At 51.2% G+C, this 15,320-nt stretch carries 12 protein-coding genes; 8 read left to right on the forward strand and 4 right to left on the reverse strand.

All coding sequences use genetic code 11. The annotated features are described in order from the left end of the window. Positions 1-22: 22 nt before the first annotated feature. Complete coding sequence (locus tag K3T83_RS22630; protein ID WP_220205199.1) at positions 23-1,237, reverse strand: NAD(P)/FAD-dependent oxidoreductase; 1,215 nt, start codon at positions 1,235-1,237, stop codon at positions 23-25. 79 nt (positions 1,238-1,316) lie between these two features. Continuing rightward, positions 1,317-2,816 carry an ATP-binding protein gene (locus tag K3T83_RS22635; RefSeq protein WP_220205200.1) on the reverse strand — a complete coding sequence of 500 codons (1,500 nt, stop codon included), beginning with the start codon at positions 2,814-2,816 and terminating at the stop codon, positions 1,317-1,319. 696 nt (positions 2,817-3,512) lie between these two features. Here K3T83_RS22635 and K3T83_RS22640 point away from each other — a divergent pair. The 6 genes from K3T83_RS22640 to K3T83_RS22665 all read left to right on the forward strand — a co-directional run bounded on the left by K3T83_RS22640 (position 3,513) and on the right by K3T83_RS22665 (position 10,441). Further along, positions 3,513-3,779, forward strand: coding sequence for a hypothetical protein (locus K3T83_RS22640; protein ID WP_220205201.1), 267 nt, complete (start codon positions 3,513-3,515; stop codon positions 3,777-3,779). Between the two features lie 233 nt (positions 3,780-4,012). After that, entirely contained in the window at positions 4,013-5,659 is a 1,647-nt protein-coding gene (locus K3T83_RS22645; protein WP_220205202.1) for a double zinc ribbon and FHA domain-containing protein, read from the forward strand. 477 nt (positions 5,660-6,136) lie between these two features. Beyond that, positions 6,137-7,669 carry a hypothetical protein gene (locus K3T83_RS22650; protein WP_220205203.1) on the forward strand — a complete coding sequence of 511 codons (1,533 nt, stop codon included), beginning with the start codon at positions 6,137-6,139 and terminating at the stop codon, positions 7,667-7,669. A gap of 118 nt (positions 7,670-7,787) precedes the next feature. After that, a complete protein-coding gene (locus K3T83_RS22655; protein ID WP_220205204.1) occupies positions 7,788-8,774 on the forward strand; it encodes an aminoglycoside phosphotransferase family protein in 987 nt (328 codons plus the stop codon). A gap of 406 nt (positions 8,775-9,180) precedes the next feature. Beyond that, complete coding sequence (locus K3T83_RS22660; protein WP_220205205.1) at positions 9,181-9,540, forward strand: hypothetical protein; 360 nt, start codon at positions 9,181-9,183, stop codon at positions 9,538-9,540. 145 nt (positions 9,541-9,685) lie between these two features. Next, the gene (locus K3T83_RS22665) at positions 9,686-10,441 is read left to right on the forward strand and encodes an alpha/beta fold hydrolase (protein ID WP_220205206.1); all 756 of its coding nucleotides are present in this window, start codon (positions 9,686-9,688) and stop codon (positions 10,439-10,441) included. A gap of 7 nt (positions 10,442-10,448) precedes the next feature. Here K3T83_RS22665 and K3T83_RS22670 read toward each other — a convergent pair whose 3' ends face one another. Continuing rightward, positions 10,449-11,255, reverse strand: coding sequence for an enoyl-CoA hydratase (locus K3T83_RS22670; RefSeq protein WP_220205207.1), 807 nt, complete (start codon positions 11,253-11,255; stop codon positions 10,449-10,451). Between the two features lie 102 nt (positions 11,256-11,357). Further along, entirely contained in the window at positions 11,358-13,076 is a 1,719-nt protein-coding gene (locus tag K3T83_RS22675; RefSeq protein WP_220205208.1) for a serine/threonine protein kinase, read from the reverse strand. Positions 13,077-13,594: 518 nt separating this feature from the next. Here K3T83_RS22675 and K3T83_RS22680 point away from each other — a divergent pair. Beyond that, positions 13,595-14,377, forward strand: a complete 783-nt coding sequence (locus tag K3T83_RS22680; protein ID WP_220205209.1) for a class I SAM-dependent methyltransferase — start codon at positions 13,595-13,597, stop codon at positions 14,375-14,377. A gap of 583 nt (positions 14,378-14,960) precedes the next feature. Continuing rightward, positions 14,961-15,164, forward strand: a complete 204-nt coding sequence (locus K3T83_RS22685; RefSeq protein WP_220205210.1) for a hypothetical protein — start codon at positions 14,961-14,963, stop codon at positions 15,162-15,164. The last annotated feature ends 156 nt before the right edge of the window (positions 15,165-15,320 follow it).

The raw sequence follows: 15,320 nt of genomic DNA on the forward strand, positions 1-15,320 counted from the left end.
CGGAGTGCCAGGATGTTAGCAGTTACTTGATTATGAGTTGTCCTGCTTGACGACCTAAGACCATTCCTGGTAAGACGCCGAGCGCTCCCAGCCCTTCAATAGAGAAGCCGGGAGCGAATGCTTTTAGCGGCTGTAGCTCTGGCAACAGATCCGGCGTGACGTAGAGATCAACCGCCCATTTGTATTGCGGCTCCTTTCCCGCCAGTTCTGGCAACCAACGCTGCGTTCGTACAGTCAGTTGTGCATGATAGCGCTTATCGTGCTGAGTTCCCCCCGCTTTGCCATAACGTCCACCGCTGACGCCCAGACGACCGTTGCCGGGTCGAAAGTCGGCATAGGTGTAGGGTGAGGCATCCCAGAACAGGGGGAACGTCTCTGGCAGATCAGCGGCGAAGGCGAGCGCATAGATCCGTGCATTGGGTCGCGACGTGGGGCCGGTTGCACGAATCAGTGTACGCGCACTCAACGTACGACCATCATGTAGTGTCACTTGCCAGTGAGAGCCGTGCAGCGCGGTCTTGACCTCCTCGTTGCCACAAACGCGCGCCTGTCCTACCAGCACGACGCCTTGCGTGCGTGCCTGTCGAGCCAGATGCGCCAGCAAGGTGAGAGGATGGATGCGTCCTTCATCGGGCAACCAGAGAGCGCTGTGTACCGATTGCACATTCAGGCGATCAGCAGTGGCTTCGGCGACTCTGATCGGGGACCATTGCTCTGCATGAAGACCCGCGGCCTGACGCGCGCGAGCTTCACGGGCGAGGTAGCGAGTCGCGTGTTTGCTTTCAGCCAACATCAGTGCTCCGGTAAGCTGTGCGGAGAGCAGACTATCCGGCTTCTGTGCCTCTTGCACAAGTTTGTGTAAAGCTCGTGTTGTGGAGATCCAGAGCGACATAAGCGGATCATCGGATAGTAGCTCGCTGAGGCCCATATTCACGCCAGCGCTGAGGATGCCGGCATTGCGTCCGGTGGCACCGTAGCCCAGTCGTGCCTCCCGCTCAAGCAGCGCCACCTGTAGTCCCGCTGCCCGAGCACTCAAAGCAGCGCTCAACCCTGCGACTCCCCCGCCAACGACGATCACATCCCAGATGTGTTGAGGAAGCGCAGGGTCAGCAGCAAGCTCCAGTTCGGCACGTGCCGCCGGGGTAAGGTCGTTCCACCAGGGGATCTGGTGTGGTAATGCAGTGCTGGCCCACAGTGAAGAAGTTGAGGAAATTTGCGTGTGTTTGCAAGGTTGCATAAAGCTCCTATTTTTAAACTACGCCATATACTGCTAATAATAGAGAGCAATCATTGTGAATGTCAAGGCATATATGTATTTATTGATAAATGCGAGTAAAGAGGCGATACAAATGCTCGATAGGGGTTGTAGTGGATGGCTGCTTTGCTAGCTGAAGCAACGCCTGCTCTGCCTGCCCATAGAATGCGGTGGCGTCCTGGCTGGCAAGGAGCCGTTCCGCCTCATCGCCAGCTGCCATAGCAGCATAAAATGCCTGCTCATACAGTTTCCCCGCTATTGCATGCTTAGTGAGCAGCGCAGGTGCTGCCTTCTCCTGTTGCAGCAATGCGACTATCCGCTGATGCAAGAGCAACTGCTGCTCGCTGTCCATATGTGAATAGAGAATGTAGCCTATGGACTCGTGAGTAAAGTGATAGATCGTGTTCATCTCAGAGACAAGAAACTGCTCATGGACCAGTTCGTCGAGTGCTTCCAGTCCTTCCTGCTCAGATAATCCCGTCAATGCGAGCAATTGAACTAAGGTGAGTCCTCGTCCAGAGGTTGCAAGGGCGGTGAGTATGGCCTTTGCATACGGTGAAAGCAGGTCCAGGCGAGTATGAATCAATGAGTGCAGGCCAGGCGGGATAATCTTCAACCAACGACTGGACTTCCTGACGACGTTTCTAAACTGTACAGACTGACGCTGCACCTCGATCAAATTGTGAGCCAGCAGGAGCCGCAACGCTTCCAGCAAATAGAGTGGATTTCCTCCAGTGAGAATAGCTAGCCAGAGACCAATGGTATCGAGTTGCTTGCTGTTGTGTGCTGTCTGCTGAGTTGCCAGCATGTGGATAGTAGCGATCACTTCCTGGCTGGTAAAAGGGACGAGCGCGAAATTGGCGGCAAGCACATCTGGATGTTGCATACATGTGTACCATGAAGCGAGCGCTGGGCGTGCCTTGACGAGATCTGACCGCAGGCAGAGCAGCAATAAGATCGGTGTTGCGCTGTGCTGCCAGCAGGAAACGAGTGTGCAGAGAAGGGTCAGTGTGGAGTCATCTGCCCATTGTATATTGTCGAGGCAAATAACGAGCGGCTGTGTTTGAGCGATTGCCGATCCTAAAGCCGCCACTGCCTGTGCCAGATGTGAGCGTGCCTGCTCCTCATTGTCAGTGCGGGAGAGGGATAGCTCAGGATATTGCTCAGCTAATGCCGGAAGCAGACGGAGCAACTCGCCCGCGTAGGGCAGTGTCGAGAGGCGGGTTGTTACGGCTTCGTGGGTGATCCATGCCTGGAGCATAGCGAATAAAGGATGGTAGGGATGATGTTGTTCGGAAGCGTCTGCTCTGCCTTGAAAGACTGCTGCTGTTTGTGTTACGTCCCATTGGAGAAAGTGGAGGAAATTCTGAGCCACGTAGGTTTTCCCTACCCCCTCCTGGCCCTCCAGCATGATGATCTGGAAATGGCCGCTTTTGCAGTGTTCGTACTGCTTGACCAGGAGATTGAGCAATGGAGTGCGGTAGTGCAAAAGAGCAGCATCCAGAAGAGGCTGCAATAAGGCCGTCTTAGAGCGAACGTGAGCGTGAGAAAGTTGACTCATACCGCAGTTCCTACCTGCTCAGTTATGAAAAGACAGTTTATAAAGAATATTCTAGCTTTACATTTTAACTTATGCAGTGTTTAATGGCAATAGTACGTTATAAATATCTTCTCGCTGTAATTTAGAAAAGATAATATAGTAGAGTTCAGTAATTGTTGGTAAATACCTGCCCATACTCGTAATGATAAGTATGCAGTAACTGAAGATAGAGTTCTGATCCACTTTCTTCTATTGCCTAAAAACGAGCGCTGAGACGTTGTATAAGTGAAGTCTTAGTACGCGTACAATGAGTCACGTATGTATCGTGACGTTCCGGTGAGGGAGTACAAAAATTATGGGCACCAGAACTCGCGTCAATCTTTTTCTACTTGGGGCATGGCTAACATGTTGCGCCTTTCTACTGTTCGTTTTTCTAGCGATAACAGGGTTTTTTTCGCTGTTTACAGGTACAGCACTTGTCATGTGTTTTATCCTCAACTGGATTCTCTCCATCTGGGTGCATACCTATATTGCGATGAGGGCAGAAAAGATGCGCCAGAAAGACTGGTTGTTTGTTTTCAACATAGTGAAACGCATTCCGTTCGTATTGAATTGTGTTGATACTGCCTATGTCATTCTATGGCCTGGTTTACCCGAACGAGAGCGGGTAGGCGAGTGATTGTCAATGCAGGAGCTGTCTGAGCAACTGACTGAACGATGCCAGTCTATAACAACAAGCAGACAGCGAACCCCACGTTTAGCGACAAGCGGATCAAGCGCGGGTTGTATCGTGCAGCAGATGGCACACTCATCAATGCCGATTGCAACGGGTCGTATAATATCATACGAAAAGTAGCCCCTGATGCTTGGAAACTCGTGGAGGGGGTAGAGGATGGGAAAGGCCACAAGCCGGCAGTCCATCCAGTGAGGATTGTCGTTGATCCCCTCACGAAGCCAAAAAGGGAAATCCTAGCCTTGCTATAAGACGCAATAAAACGCTAGAGATCGCTATACTTTTTGGAACTATGCTATACTCTATGGAGGCCAGTTTGTGGCCTCCAACCCTGGCATGATAAAAGCGTAGATAAAGTAAGATTAAGAATCTTTTCATTAAATCCCTGTGACAAAGGCCATAATACAAAGGCAATTTGTAGGAACCTGATTTTTTGCGTCTGGCTCCTATATATGAAGAGTGAAACCGATGTTGGAGGATATTCATGGATGCTCGCTTTTATAATTCGGAAGAGATAGATATTGAGCGACTTGCTAATGATCTCGTTGGCGCGTATCAGGTTCAGGGATACCAGGCTCAACAGATTGGCAATAAAGATCAGATACTCGTACAGTTGAAGAAGGGTGGAGATTTTGAGGCCATTATCGGCATGCAGGCGGCGCTTTCGTTGACCATACAGCGTACCACAGGTGGCGTGCTGGCAATGGTAGGACAACAGCGCTGGTTAGATAAAGCAGCTGTTGGCGCTGTCGGCATTGTTGCGTTGCCGGTGCTATGGCCGCTTGCTCTGACGGCTGGCGTCGGAGCGCTGCGTCAGGCCAGCCTGGGCAATCAGGTATTGAATATGGTAGATGGCCTGGTGCGCCAGCAGCGACCGGGCATTCAGGCAGGCCCGATCCCTTATCAGATCATGCCGCAGTTGCAACAGCAACTGTCGCCGCCACCAACGCCAACCTATGTCCCTTCAACTCCGACCTATGTTCCACCGGTTCCAGTTGTGCCAGCGCCACCACCGCAGCCGCTTCCTGCTCCAGCAGCCCAGAAAGGGCTACGTTGTACAAATTGTAATACGCCATACGAGCCGGGTGATACCTTCTGCACTGGTTGTGGACGCTCGTTGACCCCGCCCAGACTTTATTGTGCCAATTGTAACTCCGAACTCAAACAGGGAGCATCTTTCTGTCCTAAGTGTGGTGCTTCAACCTTTACGACGGTCTCGGCTCAGCAGTCCGCGCCGCGACCTGCGCCTCCCGTTCAGCCAGCGCCCAGGGTAACGTATACGCCAGCAGCGCCAACGCCGCCACCAGCAGCGCCAGTATATACGCCACCACCGCCGCAACCACAAACTCCGGTCTACACACCGCCGGCGTATTCGGCCCCAACGGTTCCAAATACACCTCCAACGCCTCCAGCGCCGAAACAGCCAGAGGTGTACTATACGCCACCAAAGACGCAGGAGCCAGCGGTGCAGCCGCAACCAACGATAAACTATGTGCAGAGTACGCCGCCACCGGCCCCAACGCCGCCGAAACAGCCAGAGGTGTATTACACGCCACCGGAGACGCAGGAGCCAGCGGTGCAGCCGCAGCCAACGATCACGTATTCGCAGAACGCCGCGCCGAAGCAGGACATAACGCCGCCTCCGCCACGCCCGGAGAAGATCTACTATACGCCGTCCAATCAGGCGGCCAGCCCTGCACAATCGAACAAGCCGAAGGTTCAGCCGCCAGCTCAGCAACCACCAGCTCCGGCTTCTGCTGCAAAGCCGCTTGTCTCTCGTCCGGCCTCTCAGCCAGCCGCAGACTCGAATGCGGAGTGGGGAACCCTGACCTTTAGCGACGGCACGCAGGTTCAGTTGAAGGGAGAAGGCGTCTCGGTTGGTCGCTACGATCACGATCTTGGCGGCATCCAGCCCGATGTCGATCTGGCAAAGATGGAGGGCGCAGATACCGTCTCGCGCATCCATGCCGCCATCGAGCATATCGGTAGCGCCTATACGCTCACCGATCTTAACAGCACCAACGCCACGCGAATCAATGGCAAGCGTCTGGAGCCTGATAAGGCTACACCCATCGATGATGGCGATACCCTCTCCTTCGGGAAGGTTACTGCAACCTTTAAAAAGCTCTAGCTGAAAAGGTCCAGCTTACTGATAAGGGAGAAGAGCAGAGAGGATGATCTACTTAGATCGTCTTCCTTGCTCTTCTCCTTTTTTATTGTATCTGTAAATTTTACAGGAAATTACAAATCAACTGCTATTATGATGTGATACCATACGTATACTATTTTCGATACTTTCGTAGTATGAGTTACTTTTTCCTTCTTCTGACGCTCTACTTAATAGAGATACTCGACGATAAATGAACTTGAGGTAAGATGATGAAATTTCGCTACCAGGATCGGGAATGCTTCCCCATTTCGTAGTGGAGCGATTTATCGCCTTGGCCTGCCTATTATGGACTTCACCCACACGCGATAAATCGCTCCACTACGAAATGGGGAGATCACCGGGTTCGTTAAAGTTCATTATCTGTACCGTCTTCATGAGTATTTCGCGTTTCTGTTTACAATGCTAATGTATTCAGTGAAAAAATAGGAGTTATAGCATATGGGCAAGATGCCTGGAGTGCCTGCGTCTGGAACACCTCGTGTTCCTCTCCAAATCGTCAAAGTTGTGGCTGTTATCGCTCTCTTCCTGGCGACCACCGCTATTAGCAGCGCCGCTACCGTTGGTACTCCTAATACACCAAGTCAGGTGAGTACTGAAGCGGGCGAGCATAGAAAGGGCAACTATGTGCCACCAACCCTGCATATGCCTTCCCAGGTTTCCCCTTTCCTCTTCGGTACTGGCCTTGAACTGACCAGCACCACCGATCCCTTCATCACCAATGATACCGTTCGTGCTCTTATGCAGCAGGCCCACATGACGATTATTCGCATGCCAACTCGTATCGGAGCCAATACCAGCCCTCAGATCCCTATTGAGACCGAGATGGAGGCGGCCCGTAAGATTCGCGATATGGGGGCCGTTCCGCTGGTGAATTTGCGCGGTCCCGCGGATCCCAATGTACTGCAAGATGATCTACAAATGGTAAATGGTCTCAACGAGATCTTCGGCCACAAACCGGTCTACTATGAGTTGGGCAACGAATCGGATCTGGGCGGCTTTGATAAGGTCGCGTACACTGATAAGTGGAATATCGTTATACCTGAATTAAAGAATGCAGCGCTCAATGGGAAGTTTATTGGCCCTGTCAACTTCCAGTACAACGACGATTACCTGCGCTATTTTTTACAAAACGCCAATCCACGTCCCGACGCCGTCAGCTGGCATGAGTACAGCTGTGATACCAGCGGCATCTATACCACTCCGCCCGATCCAGCCAGCACATGTATTGCCAAGCTTGACCGCTGGAATGTCCACTTCAACGATGCCCGTGTCGCTATGCATGATGTACTGGGAGGAACCACCGAGATTCCCATTATTATCAGCGAATACAACTATGATCCACATGTGCCCGCGTTTAACAACGATAGCCAGTTTATCAACGAGTGGACCAGTAAAGCTATCGAGACGCTAGCGAAAAACAACATCTTCGCGGCGATGCAGCATTCCGTTCTCTCGCTCACACCGCTGATCAACAACAACCAGTTGACGATTCAAGGTACTGTTCTGAAATCTGAGTATGAGAAGCTGATCAAACGTGGTGGCGGCTTCTCTTTTGAGGATGGCGAGACTGATGGCTGGCAGGGAGATAAGGCACAGGTGAGCGTGCAAAACAGTACAACTATTGCCAGGGATGGCATTCATTCCTTGCAAGTGGATCTCACCAATCCCAGCGCTAAGCCATCGATCTCCGTGAGCGGTTCAGCGATTGCCAACCTGAGGCAGTTCCCACATCTCACGGCTCAGGTGTATGGTCCAGCCGGAACAACTGCTATCACTGCCCAGTTATTTGTGCAGGATAGCCTCGGCCTCGTTCTTTACAGCAAATCAGTCACGCTCACGGCCCAATCATGGAATCTGTTGAGTTTTACTGTCCCACCCACACTTGGCCAAACGAGCAAGGTTGGTATCAAGTTTTCCAGCACTGACCAGACGGCCAGTACTGTTTATGTCGACGCTGTAAGCTGGATTTGATCAAGCAAATCTTGTAATAGGGAGGATGATTAGCTTTATGCTGGTCATTCTCTTTTTCTCTCCTCAAATGTTGATGAAACTGGTACAATGAAAGGAAATAGAGCCGAGGTAGTAAAATATGCTGAATTTTCAGGCATATCAGGCAACGCTGGAGCAGATTATATGCTCTCAAAGAGCTGCTCTTGGCTTACAGGAAGCTGTTGAGACTGTAACCACGACACTGCTTGGGGCTGGTGAAAGCAATATTTCTTTGCGGATAACGGTCAATGGACGGCACGATTTTACGCTGCGCATCGCCTATCGTTCCGATATCGAAGATAATCTTGCGCGTGAATTTGCTCTGTTGCAACAACTGGCTCCTGGCTTTGGTCCAACTCCGCTCTATCTGGATACTTCCAAACAGTCCATCCCGTATGCCTTCGCTCTCCTATCTTTCATTCCCGGCGAGATCGTGAGCAGTTGGACTGCGCATCATATACAGCAGCATGCAACTAAACTGGCCCGCTTGCATCTGTCCCAGGTGCCATATTGGAATCGGAGCAGAGAAGCGCTGCGTTATGAGCCGTTTGATATGTACCAGGAGTTTCAAGCGGGCCTGGCTTACTGGCGTAGTCATTACCCTGCTATCATGGAGGTTGAGGCGGTGGCGCGATTGATATCTCCCCTCGCTGCCTATTTCCAGCAACACAACGACCTGTTTATCTCGCTACCTTCATTCTCGCTCATTCATGCCGATCCATGCCTGCCCAATATCCTTTTCACGTGCGATGACGTCTGGTATATCGATTGGGAATGGACGCGTTACGGCGATCCTGCCTACGATATTGCGCAGTTGGTATGGGATATCGACAATCCGCCCTGGCAATTTGCGCTTTCAGCAGAGCAATTTGCCCTCCTTCTTGATACATACCTGCAACAACGACCAGATCCAACGCTAAGAGAGCGCCGGGAGGTGTGGATGTCGTACATACAATTCTTTGACCACTTGCACTATCGATCTCGCGTTCAAGATTTGATGACCTCTTCCAGCCACACCCTCTCGCAGGATGAATATAGAGCTGTCGTTGCGCGTATTACCGATGCTCTGAGCATGCGATTTTTATAGCGCAAAATCATTTTTAGGTAATATATACTGAGACCTACCTCGTTGCGGATGAGCAGGACGAAGCGTTTGCGTTTCCCCATCTGGGCCAGGTGACTGGCTATTATCGCCGGCTGTACAAGCAAACAAAGAAGGAGATCGCAGAGGCGTTAGGCTGGTCGGAGGGATATGTGCGTAAGATAGAAGCAAACGCCCATCAGCCGGAGAAGCTGGAGAGGCGTATTGCGCTTGCTCGACACCTTCAGATCTCCCCTATGTTGATGCGCATCCCTATGCGTGTCTTTGAAGAAGAGGAAGCGCAGTCGCCACCCCCGCTGATGACGGAGGTCGAGCGAGAGCAACTGATGGCAGCAGATTTGCCATTGAAGGAGAAGCTACACCGATTAGAAGAGAATTTGCAGAATCATATATGGCACGCGTTCATCAGGAGCTATCCTTTAAGCCTGGAAACGCTGGCGGTCTATGGCGAGGCTCTGGAGAGCGCTCATCATATGCTGGCAAGGCGCTTTTGCAGCGAGCCTCGCTCTACCTGGAACAGAATCAATACACCGATGCACTCGATGATATTGAACAGATGCTCTTTTATTGTGAGGTGTTGATGGATGCGTTGGAGGATGATAGCATCCCGGTTTTTCTCGCCTGCAATGTGGGGAGATTGGTCTGGCGAATCAAAAATAAAGCAGTGATTCGCAAATTGCAGACGCTCCATGTGAAAGCGCGGCGGATTGCTCAGATTACGCACGAAGATCTCACCAGAACAACTGTATAGGCATATCCAGAGCCATTGCGGAGATGCAGAGAGGCAATGTTCTGCATCTCCTATGTCTTTGCAACTGCTTCAGATGCTACAATACAATCATGCTCTCGATAAGAAATGTTCAATGAACCAAATTTATAGCGAAAATCACTGAAGCATGGTTGAAAGCGCTCATACGGTTGTCATCTCTGACCACAAGCTCTATTATCGCGTTATGGGACAGGGAGAGCCGCTCGTCCTGATTCACGGCTATGGCACCTCGGGATATGTCTGGCAACGCGTTCTGCCCTATCTTTGCCAGAACTATCGGGTATTTGTGCTTGATTTGCCCGGCTACGGACGCAGCGCCGCACCTCGTTCCTGGCGGCTGCGTGCTATCGCACCAGTGATTGCAGCATGGTTGCACTCGCTTCATTTGCCGCCCGTTGCGGTGATAGGCCATTCAATGGGCGGCGCTATCGCGATTCATCTGACAGCTCTTGCGCCGGAGACAGTTCGCAAGCTCGTTCTGGTGGATGCGGCAGGTCTGCCTTTATCGTCTTCTTTCCCCACGCTTGCTTTACGAGCTGCCTACTCTATGATTCAGCCAGGCAACGGTCGATATCCGCTACAAATGGTGCTCGATGCCGTTCAGCCGCGCTTTCGTGTGCTGTGGCAGACATCACAGGAGATGCTGCGGAGCGATTTGCGGCTTGAACTGGCCTCTATCACTTCTCCAACGCTGATCATCTGGGGCGAACGAGATGCTCTACTTCCCATCGCACTTGGGTACGCTCTCAACGCGGCATTACCACATGCCATGTTTGTCTCCCTGTCGGGTTGTGGGCATCGTCCCATGCTGGCTCAGCCAGAACGCTTCAGTCATATTGTGCTTGACTTTTTGCAAGCACACGACACACCCGCACAGGGCTGATCGTCTTTTAGTCCTCGCCCGTCCAGTGGGGTTTGCGCTTGGCCCCGTACGCCTGGACGCCCTCTGCGAAATCGTGACTATTGTAAATACGCGCCATGACATCATCAAAGGGGATATTGTGCAGTGTTGCTGCATTAAGCCGCCGCTGGGCTTCTTTCGTGGCCCAGATGGTCAGCGGAGCGTTGCTGCTGATCTGTTGCGCAACCTCCAGAACATGGGCGTGAATATGTTCTTCCTCAACAATTGCGGTGAGAAAATTATAATGTAGAGCTTCTTGAGCGGAGAGCAAGCGTCCGGTAAAGAGCATCTCTTTGGCACGCATGGCACCAAAGGCTTCCACCAGGTGGTGATAGTTTTTCATGCTCAAACAATTGCCCAGCGTGCGAGCGATGGGGACGCCAAAACGTGACGAGGGCGTGGCATAGCGTAGATCTGCAACAGCTGCAAAGAGCATACCAGCGCCGATCGCATACCCATGAATGGCCGCGATAACAGGTCTGGGAAAGTTGTACAGACCCTCGATAATCGTCTCCATCTTGCGCTCATACGCCGCACCATCAGTGCTAGTATAGCCGCGAAACTGGTGAATATCGGTACCAGTTGCAAAGGCTTTCCCTGCTCCACGAATAACCAGTGTGCGCAGCGTCTCATCAGAGGCAAGGCTGCGCAGATGTGCCTCCATCTGTTCATACATTGTCCAGGTCAGAGCATTAAGAGAGCCGGGACGCGAGATAGTCATCATTGCAATGGAGCCGGTGCGCTCCAGCAGGACCACACCTTCTTCGCGAGCATTGCTATGGTTGGTAATGGACATATGGCAAACACATCTCCTTTGCTGATTACGAGCAATCTGTGTGGCTTATTTTACCATGTTTTGGCTATCCCTCGTGCGACTGCTCTCCTTGCCTCAACAGAGCTAATAATATAAGGTGCCAGAAACCTTATAAGAAGCTGTTGCTCCATACCCCTGAAATTGTAGGTGGAACGATGTTCCGGCGGCCAGACCTGTCATGATAGTGAGTTTACTGCCTACCGCCGTATATTTGACCCAGCTGCCACAGGTGCCACTGGCTGTACAGAGCCGCACCTGGGTATTTGTGACCGCAGGAGCGCTGCTAAAAGCAAAATATGCTCTCCCATTACAATGTCCACTGGCAGTGCGGAAAGTGCCTCCGTTGCTATAAGCATAACTATTGCCCTGATAGACGGGAGTGGATGTCGTCGCGCTAGCCGAACAGGGAATCGGGGTTGGCGAAGGCTTCGGGGTAGGAGTTGGAGTAGGGGTTGCAACATCTGTTGGGGTTGGTGAAGGTGCTGGCGTTGGAGTCGGAGCAGGTGTAGAAACGCCGCTATTCGTTGTCGGCGAAACATCGATGGTGTCCGCCAACGTTGGCGTCGTCGTGCCGGTTGGCGTCCCTGGAGTAGAAGATATGGTTGGTATGGGAGCGTTTGTTGGTGTACTGTGCAAGGAGATTGTCGGCGATGGTGTTATGTTCGCCTGCTTTTGCTTACTGTTGTTTGCGTTGTAGAGTGTGGTTGCGAGTAACGCTCCCAGGATAAGCAGCAGAACGAGGCCAACGAGCGGGATCATTTTGCGAGGCATGGAGGAGACAGTGCGTGTCTGTGATGCCAGAGAAAAAGGCCCGACGCTATCGGTCTGCATCGAGGCCGATGGAGGAGGAGGTGGCGCTTGCAATGGAGGAGGAGGTGGCGCTTGTAATGGAGGCACAATGGGCAATGGCGTTGTAGGGCCATTCACTACTGAGATCGCCGAAGAGGACGGTAGTAGCGTGGGTTGAGCGCCGTCTTCTGTCTGAGTGAGGAGATATGCCTGTTCAAGTGCTGTGGCGAAGGCGTTCACATCCGGGAAACGTTGGTCTGGCTCTTTCTCTAATGCTTTCAACACGACCTGCTCTACTGCTGGAGGAAGCGTGGGGCTATGTTGGCTGAGTGGAGTTGGTGGAACTGATTGGTGCTGACTATACAGCTCGATAATGGTTCCTTGAAACGGACGAGTTCCACATAGCCACTCGTAGGCCATAATGCCCAGAGCATACTGGTCGCTGGCAAACTGAGGGCGTCCACGCAACTGCTCCGGTGCCATATAGGTAGCGGTGCCTGCAAAATTCTCTTCTGCATTATGCGAGCTATGGGTCGTCTGAGCAATCAACGCCACACCGAAGTCGCTGATCAGAAGTTCTTCCCTTTGCCCGACCAGAATATTGTCTGGTTTGAGGTCACGGTGAACCATTTTCTTTTCATGCGCGTATTGCAGGCCATCGGCAATCTGTTTCACATATGCTACGACGGTGGGCAGCGGTAGGATGCTGTTGCGCGGATGGCGCTGGCGCAAAGAGCCATGAGGCGCATATTCCATGGTTAAATATGGAACGCCCTCTTCCGTCCCAAAGTCCAGAATACGGATAATGTTCGGATGAGAGAGTTGCGCCAGAATCTTCGCTTCGGTGAGAAAGTTTTCCTGTAATTCGCTGGTTAATCGCGTATATAATATTTTGATCGCGGCAAAGCTTTTGAGATGAATATGCTCACCCAGGTAAACATCTGCAAAACTCCCCTGTCCGAGAACTCGTAACAACTGATAATTTCCAAATCGTTCTCCAATGCGCGTCTTCATAAGATCAAGCTCTCTATCATAAGAAATGTAGATTAGGAAATAGAGAAATTATGCAATATCTTTTCCTTCATCCCTGAGTATATAGAAGTTGTTCTATAAAAACAAGATAGAAAGATTACAACCATCTTTGTCGGTTGATAATGCTTGTCCTGTGCTGCGAATCCATGATATACTAAACACGATAAAGTGAGATAATCTTACTCGACAATCTCTCATGCAAAGGAGACCTGGCAACCGTATGGGCGTAGTTTGCATTCGACCCTGGATTCGCGCGTAATACCGCTGTTCCTGGTCGATAGTTGTCTCTCACACATCATTTTTCCTCTTCACTGACATCATCCTCAGAAGAGTAGAACCGGCCCGGCAGCGTGTAGCGCTGTTTGAGGGAGTTCTATGGCTTCTTTTTTTATGTATATGCCATCCTTCTGTTTCTTCAGGCAGCGCGATCCATTTTGTAAGAGATAGTGTTGTATTGCGCGTTATCAGGCGCAACGAGGAACAAAAGGAAGGATACATTCATGACAGCGAGACGGAATAGCGAACAGACGGTGCGGACCAGTTGGGAGCCGCTGGCGAACTGGTATGATGGCTGGATGGGTAAAGATGGCAGCATTCATCATCGCAAGCTGGCGGTGCCCGCCGTGATGGAATTGCTCGATCCCCAACCTGGCGAACAGATTCTCGATATTGGAGCAGGTCAGGGCGTGTTGGCACCGGCTATTCACACAGCCCATGCGCAGTATACCGGCGTGGAGGCCAGCCCGACGTTATTGCGGCAAGCTCAAAAATATCATGGGAATAGTGGGACATTTCTTCAAGGCGATGCGCGCCATTTAACAACTCTGCCAGGACTTCAGCGAGCAAGCTTTGATGCTGCCGTCTTTTTGTTGAGCATTCAGGATATGGACCCGTTGCTCTCTGTGCTGGAAGGTGCGGCCTGGATGCTGAGGGGTGGAGGGCGTGTCGTGATCTTGATGACGCATCCCTGTTTTCGCGTGCCCAGGCAGAGCGGCTGGGGGTGGCAGGAGGAGCGCAAATTGCAGTATCGGCGCATTGATCGCTATCTGACCCCACTTTCGATCCCGCTCAAAGTTTTTCCCGGTCGCAAACAAGGCATAAGTATGAGCTTTCATCGCCCGTTGCAGCACTACATCAACGGTCTTGCTGAATGCGGACTGCTGGTAGATCATATGAAGGAGATCACCACCTATAAAACGGCCACCGGCCCAAGAGCAAAAGCTGAAAATTTAGCAAATCAGGAGATACCGCTATTTCTGGGATTGCGGTCAAGGAAATTATGAATGGATAGCCTTACATAAACTAAAATTACCACCATTTGCCATTGACAAATCGCCAACTCCTGGTTACACTTTTCTATGGTGTGAATAAAAACGCATGTTTTGTGTAAAGGAGAAGGTATCCAATGCTTCCCGCTTATAGCATTGAATTTGCGATCTATTAAGTCCCGCTGCTTTTGGGCCAGCGCAAGGTGTGGTTATATGCTTATAATCTCATCTTATTTTCCTCTGCATTCTCTTTAGAGGATCATGTTCCTCACACTTCTTGGGAGGGGCCGTACCCATTCAGCAGCGGCAATGGCTGTCTGAGGGTAATGCTCTGCATTTTTCTCCACCGTTTTTTAGATACAACATGTCTTTTGAGTCCTTTGACAGCTATCACCGTAGCATCGTGTGCATTTTTTATAGGTTGCCCCAACATTTTACAGCCTTTGCTCGTAAGTACGTGCAATCGTGACGCAAGATGTCAGGTTCTCGCGGCTACACTTGTAATAAGGTTAAGTAGCGAGAAGGTGTGGCGTGTTGCTGATATATACCGGATATACTTATGTGCTGTCGTCATCTAGTGAGGAAGGTTGATAATTCTATGTCAATGATGGACTCGAACGTAGATCCCGTCGTGCGATTCGTTGTTTTCAGAGAGTTGATGAATTATCGTGAAGAAGTGGCACGATCAAAGCCGCCTCGGCAGCCCAGGCATAGCAAACTCAAAAAGCTTCTGATCCTGAGCATGAGGAAGCTGGGTTGGCGGCTGGTGAGCCTGGGGTATCGCTTAGAGGAGACCCAATAAGGGTAGGTATAATGGGTGGCAGAGGTATAGGCGAGCAGGTCTCGTCTATGCCCCTGCTATTTGCCTATTTAGGCGGTGAGAAATTGAGATAGGAATAAGACGGCTTGACAATTTTGTTATCACTCTATAGACTAATGCCAACACAAACTCATATCG

The organism is Reticulibacter mediterranei, assembly GCF_016587455.1.

Coding starts and splice junctions, on each gene's coding strand:
- K3T83_RS22680 (WP_220205209.1), top strand. CDS start 13,595: ATGACAGCGAGACGGAATAGCGAACAGACGGTGCGGACCAGTTGGGAG.
- K3T83_RS22665 (WP_220205206.1), top strand. CDS start 9,686: ATGGTTGAAAGCGCTCATACGGTTGTCATCTCTGACCACAAGCTCTAT.
- K3T83_RS22635 (WP_220205200.1), bottom strand. CDS start 2,816: ATGAGTCAACTTTCTCACGCTCACGTTCGCTCTAAGACGGCCTTATTG.
- K3T83_RS22660 (WP_220205205.1), top strand. CDS start 9,181: ATGGCACGCGTTCATCAGGAGCTATCCTTTAAGCCTGGAAACGCTGGC.
- K3T83_RS22650 (WP_220205203.1), top strand. CDS start 6,137: ATGGGCAAGATGCCTGGAGTGCCTGCGTCTGGAACACCTCGTGTTCCT.
- K3T83_RS22675 (WP_220205208.1), bottom strand. CDS start 13,076: ATGAAGACGCGCATTGGAGAACGATTTGGAAATTATCAGTTGTTACGA.
- K3T83_RS22630 (WP_220205199.1), bottom strand. CDS start 1,237: ATGCAACCTTGCAAACACACGCAAATTTCCTCAACTTCTTCACTGTGG.
- K3T83_RS22655 (WP_220205204.1), top strand. CDS start 7,788: ATGCTGAATTTTCAGGCATATCAGGCAACGCTGGAGCAGATTATATGC.
- K3T83_RS22670 (WP_220205207.1), bottom strand. CDS start 11,255: ATGTCCATTACCAACCATAGCAATGCTCGCGAAGAAGGTGTGGTCCTG.
- K3T83_RS22645 (WP_220205202.1), top strand. CDS start 4,013: ATGGATGCTCGCTTTTATAATTCGGAAGAGATAGATATTGAGCGACTT.
- K3T83_RS22640 (WP_220205201.1), top strand. CDS start 3,513: ATGCCAGTCTATAACAACAAGCAGACAGCGAACCCCACGTTTAGCGAC.
- K3T83_RS22685 (WP_220205210.1), top strand. CDS start 14,961: ATGTCAATGATGGACTCGAACGTAGATCCCGTCGTGCGATTCGTTGTT.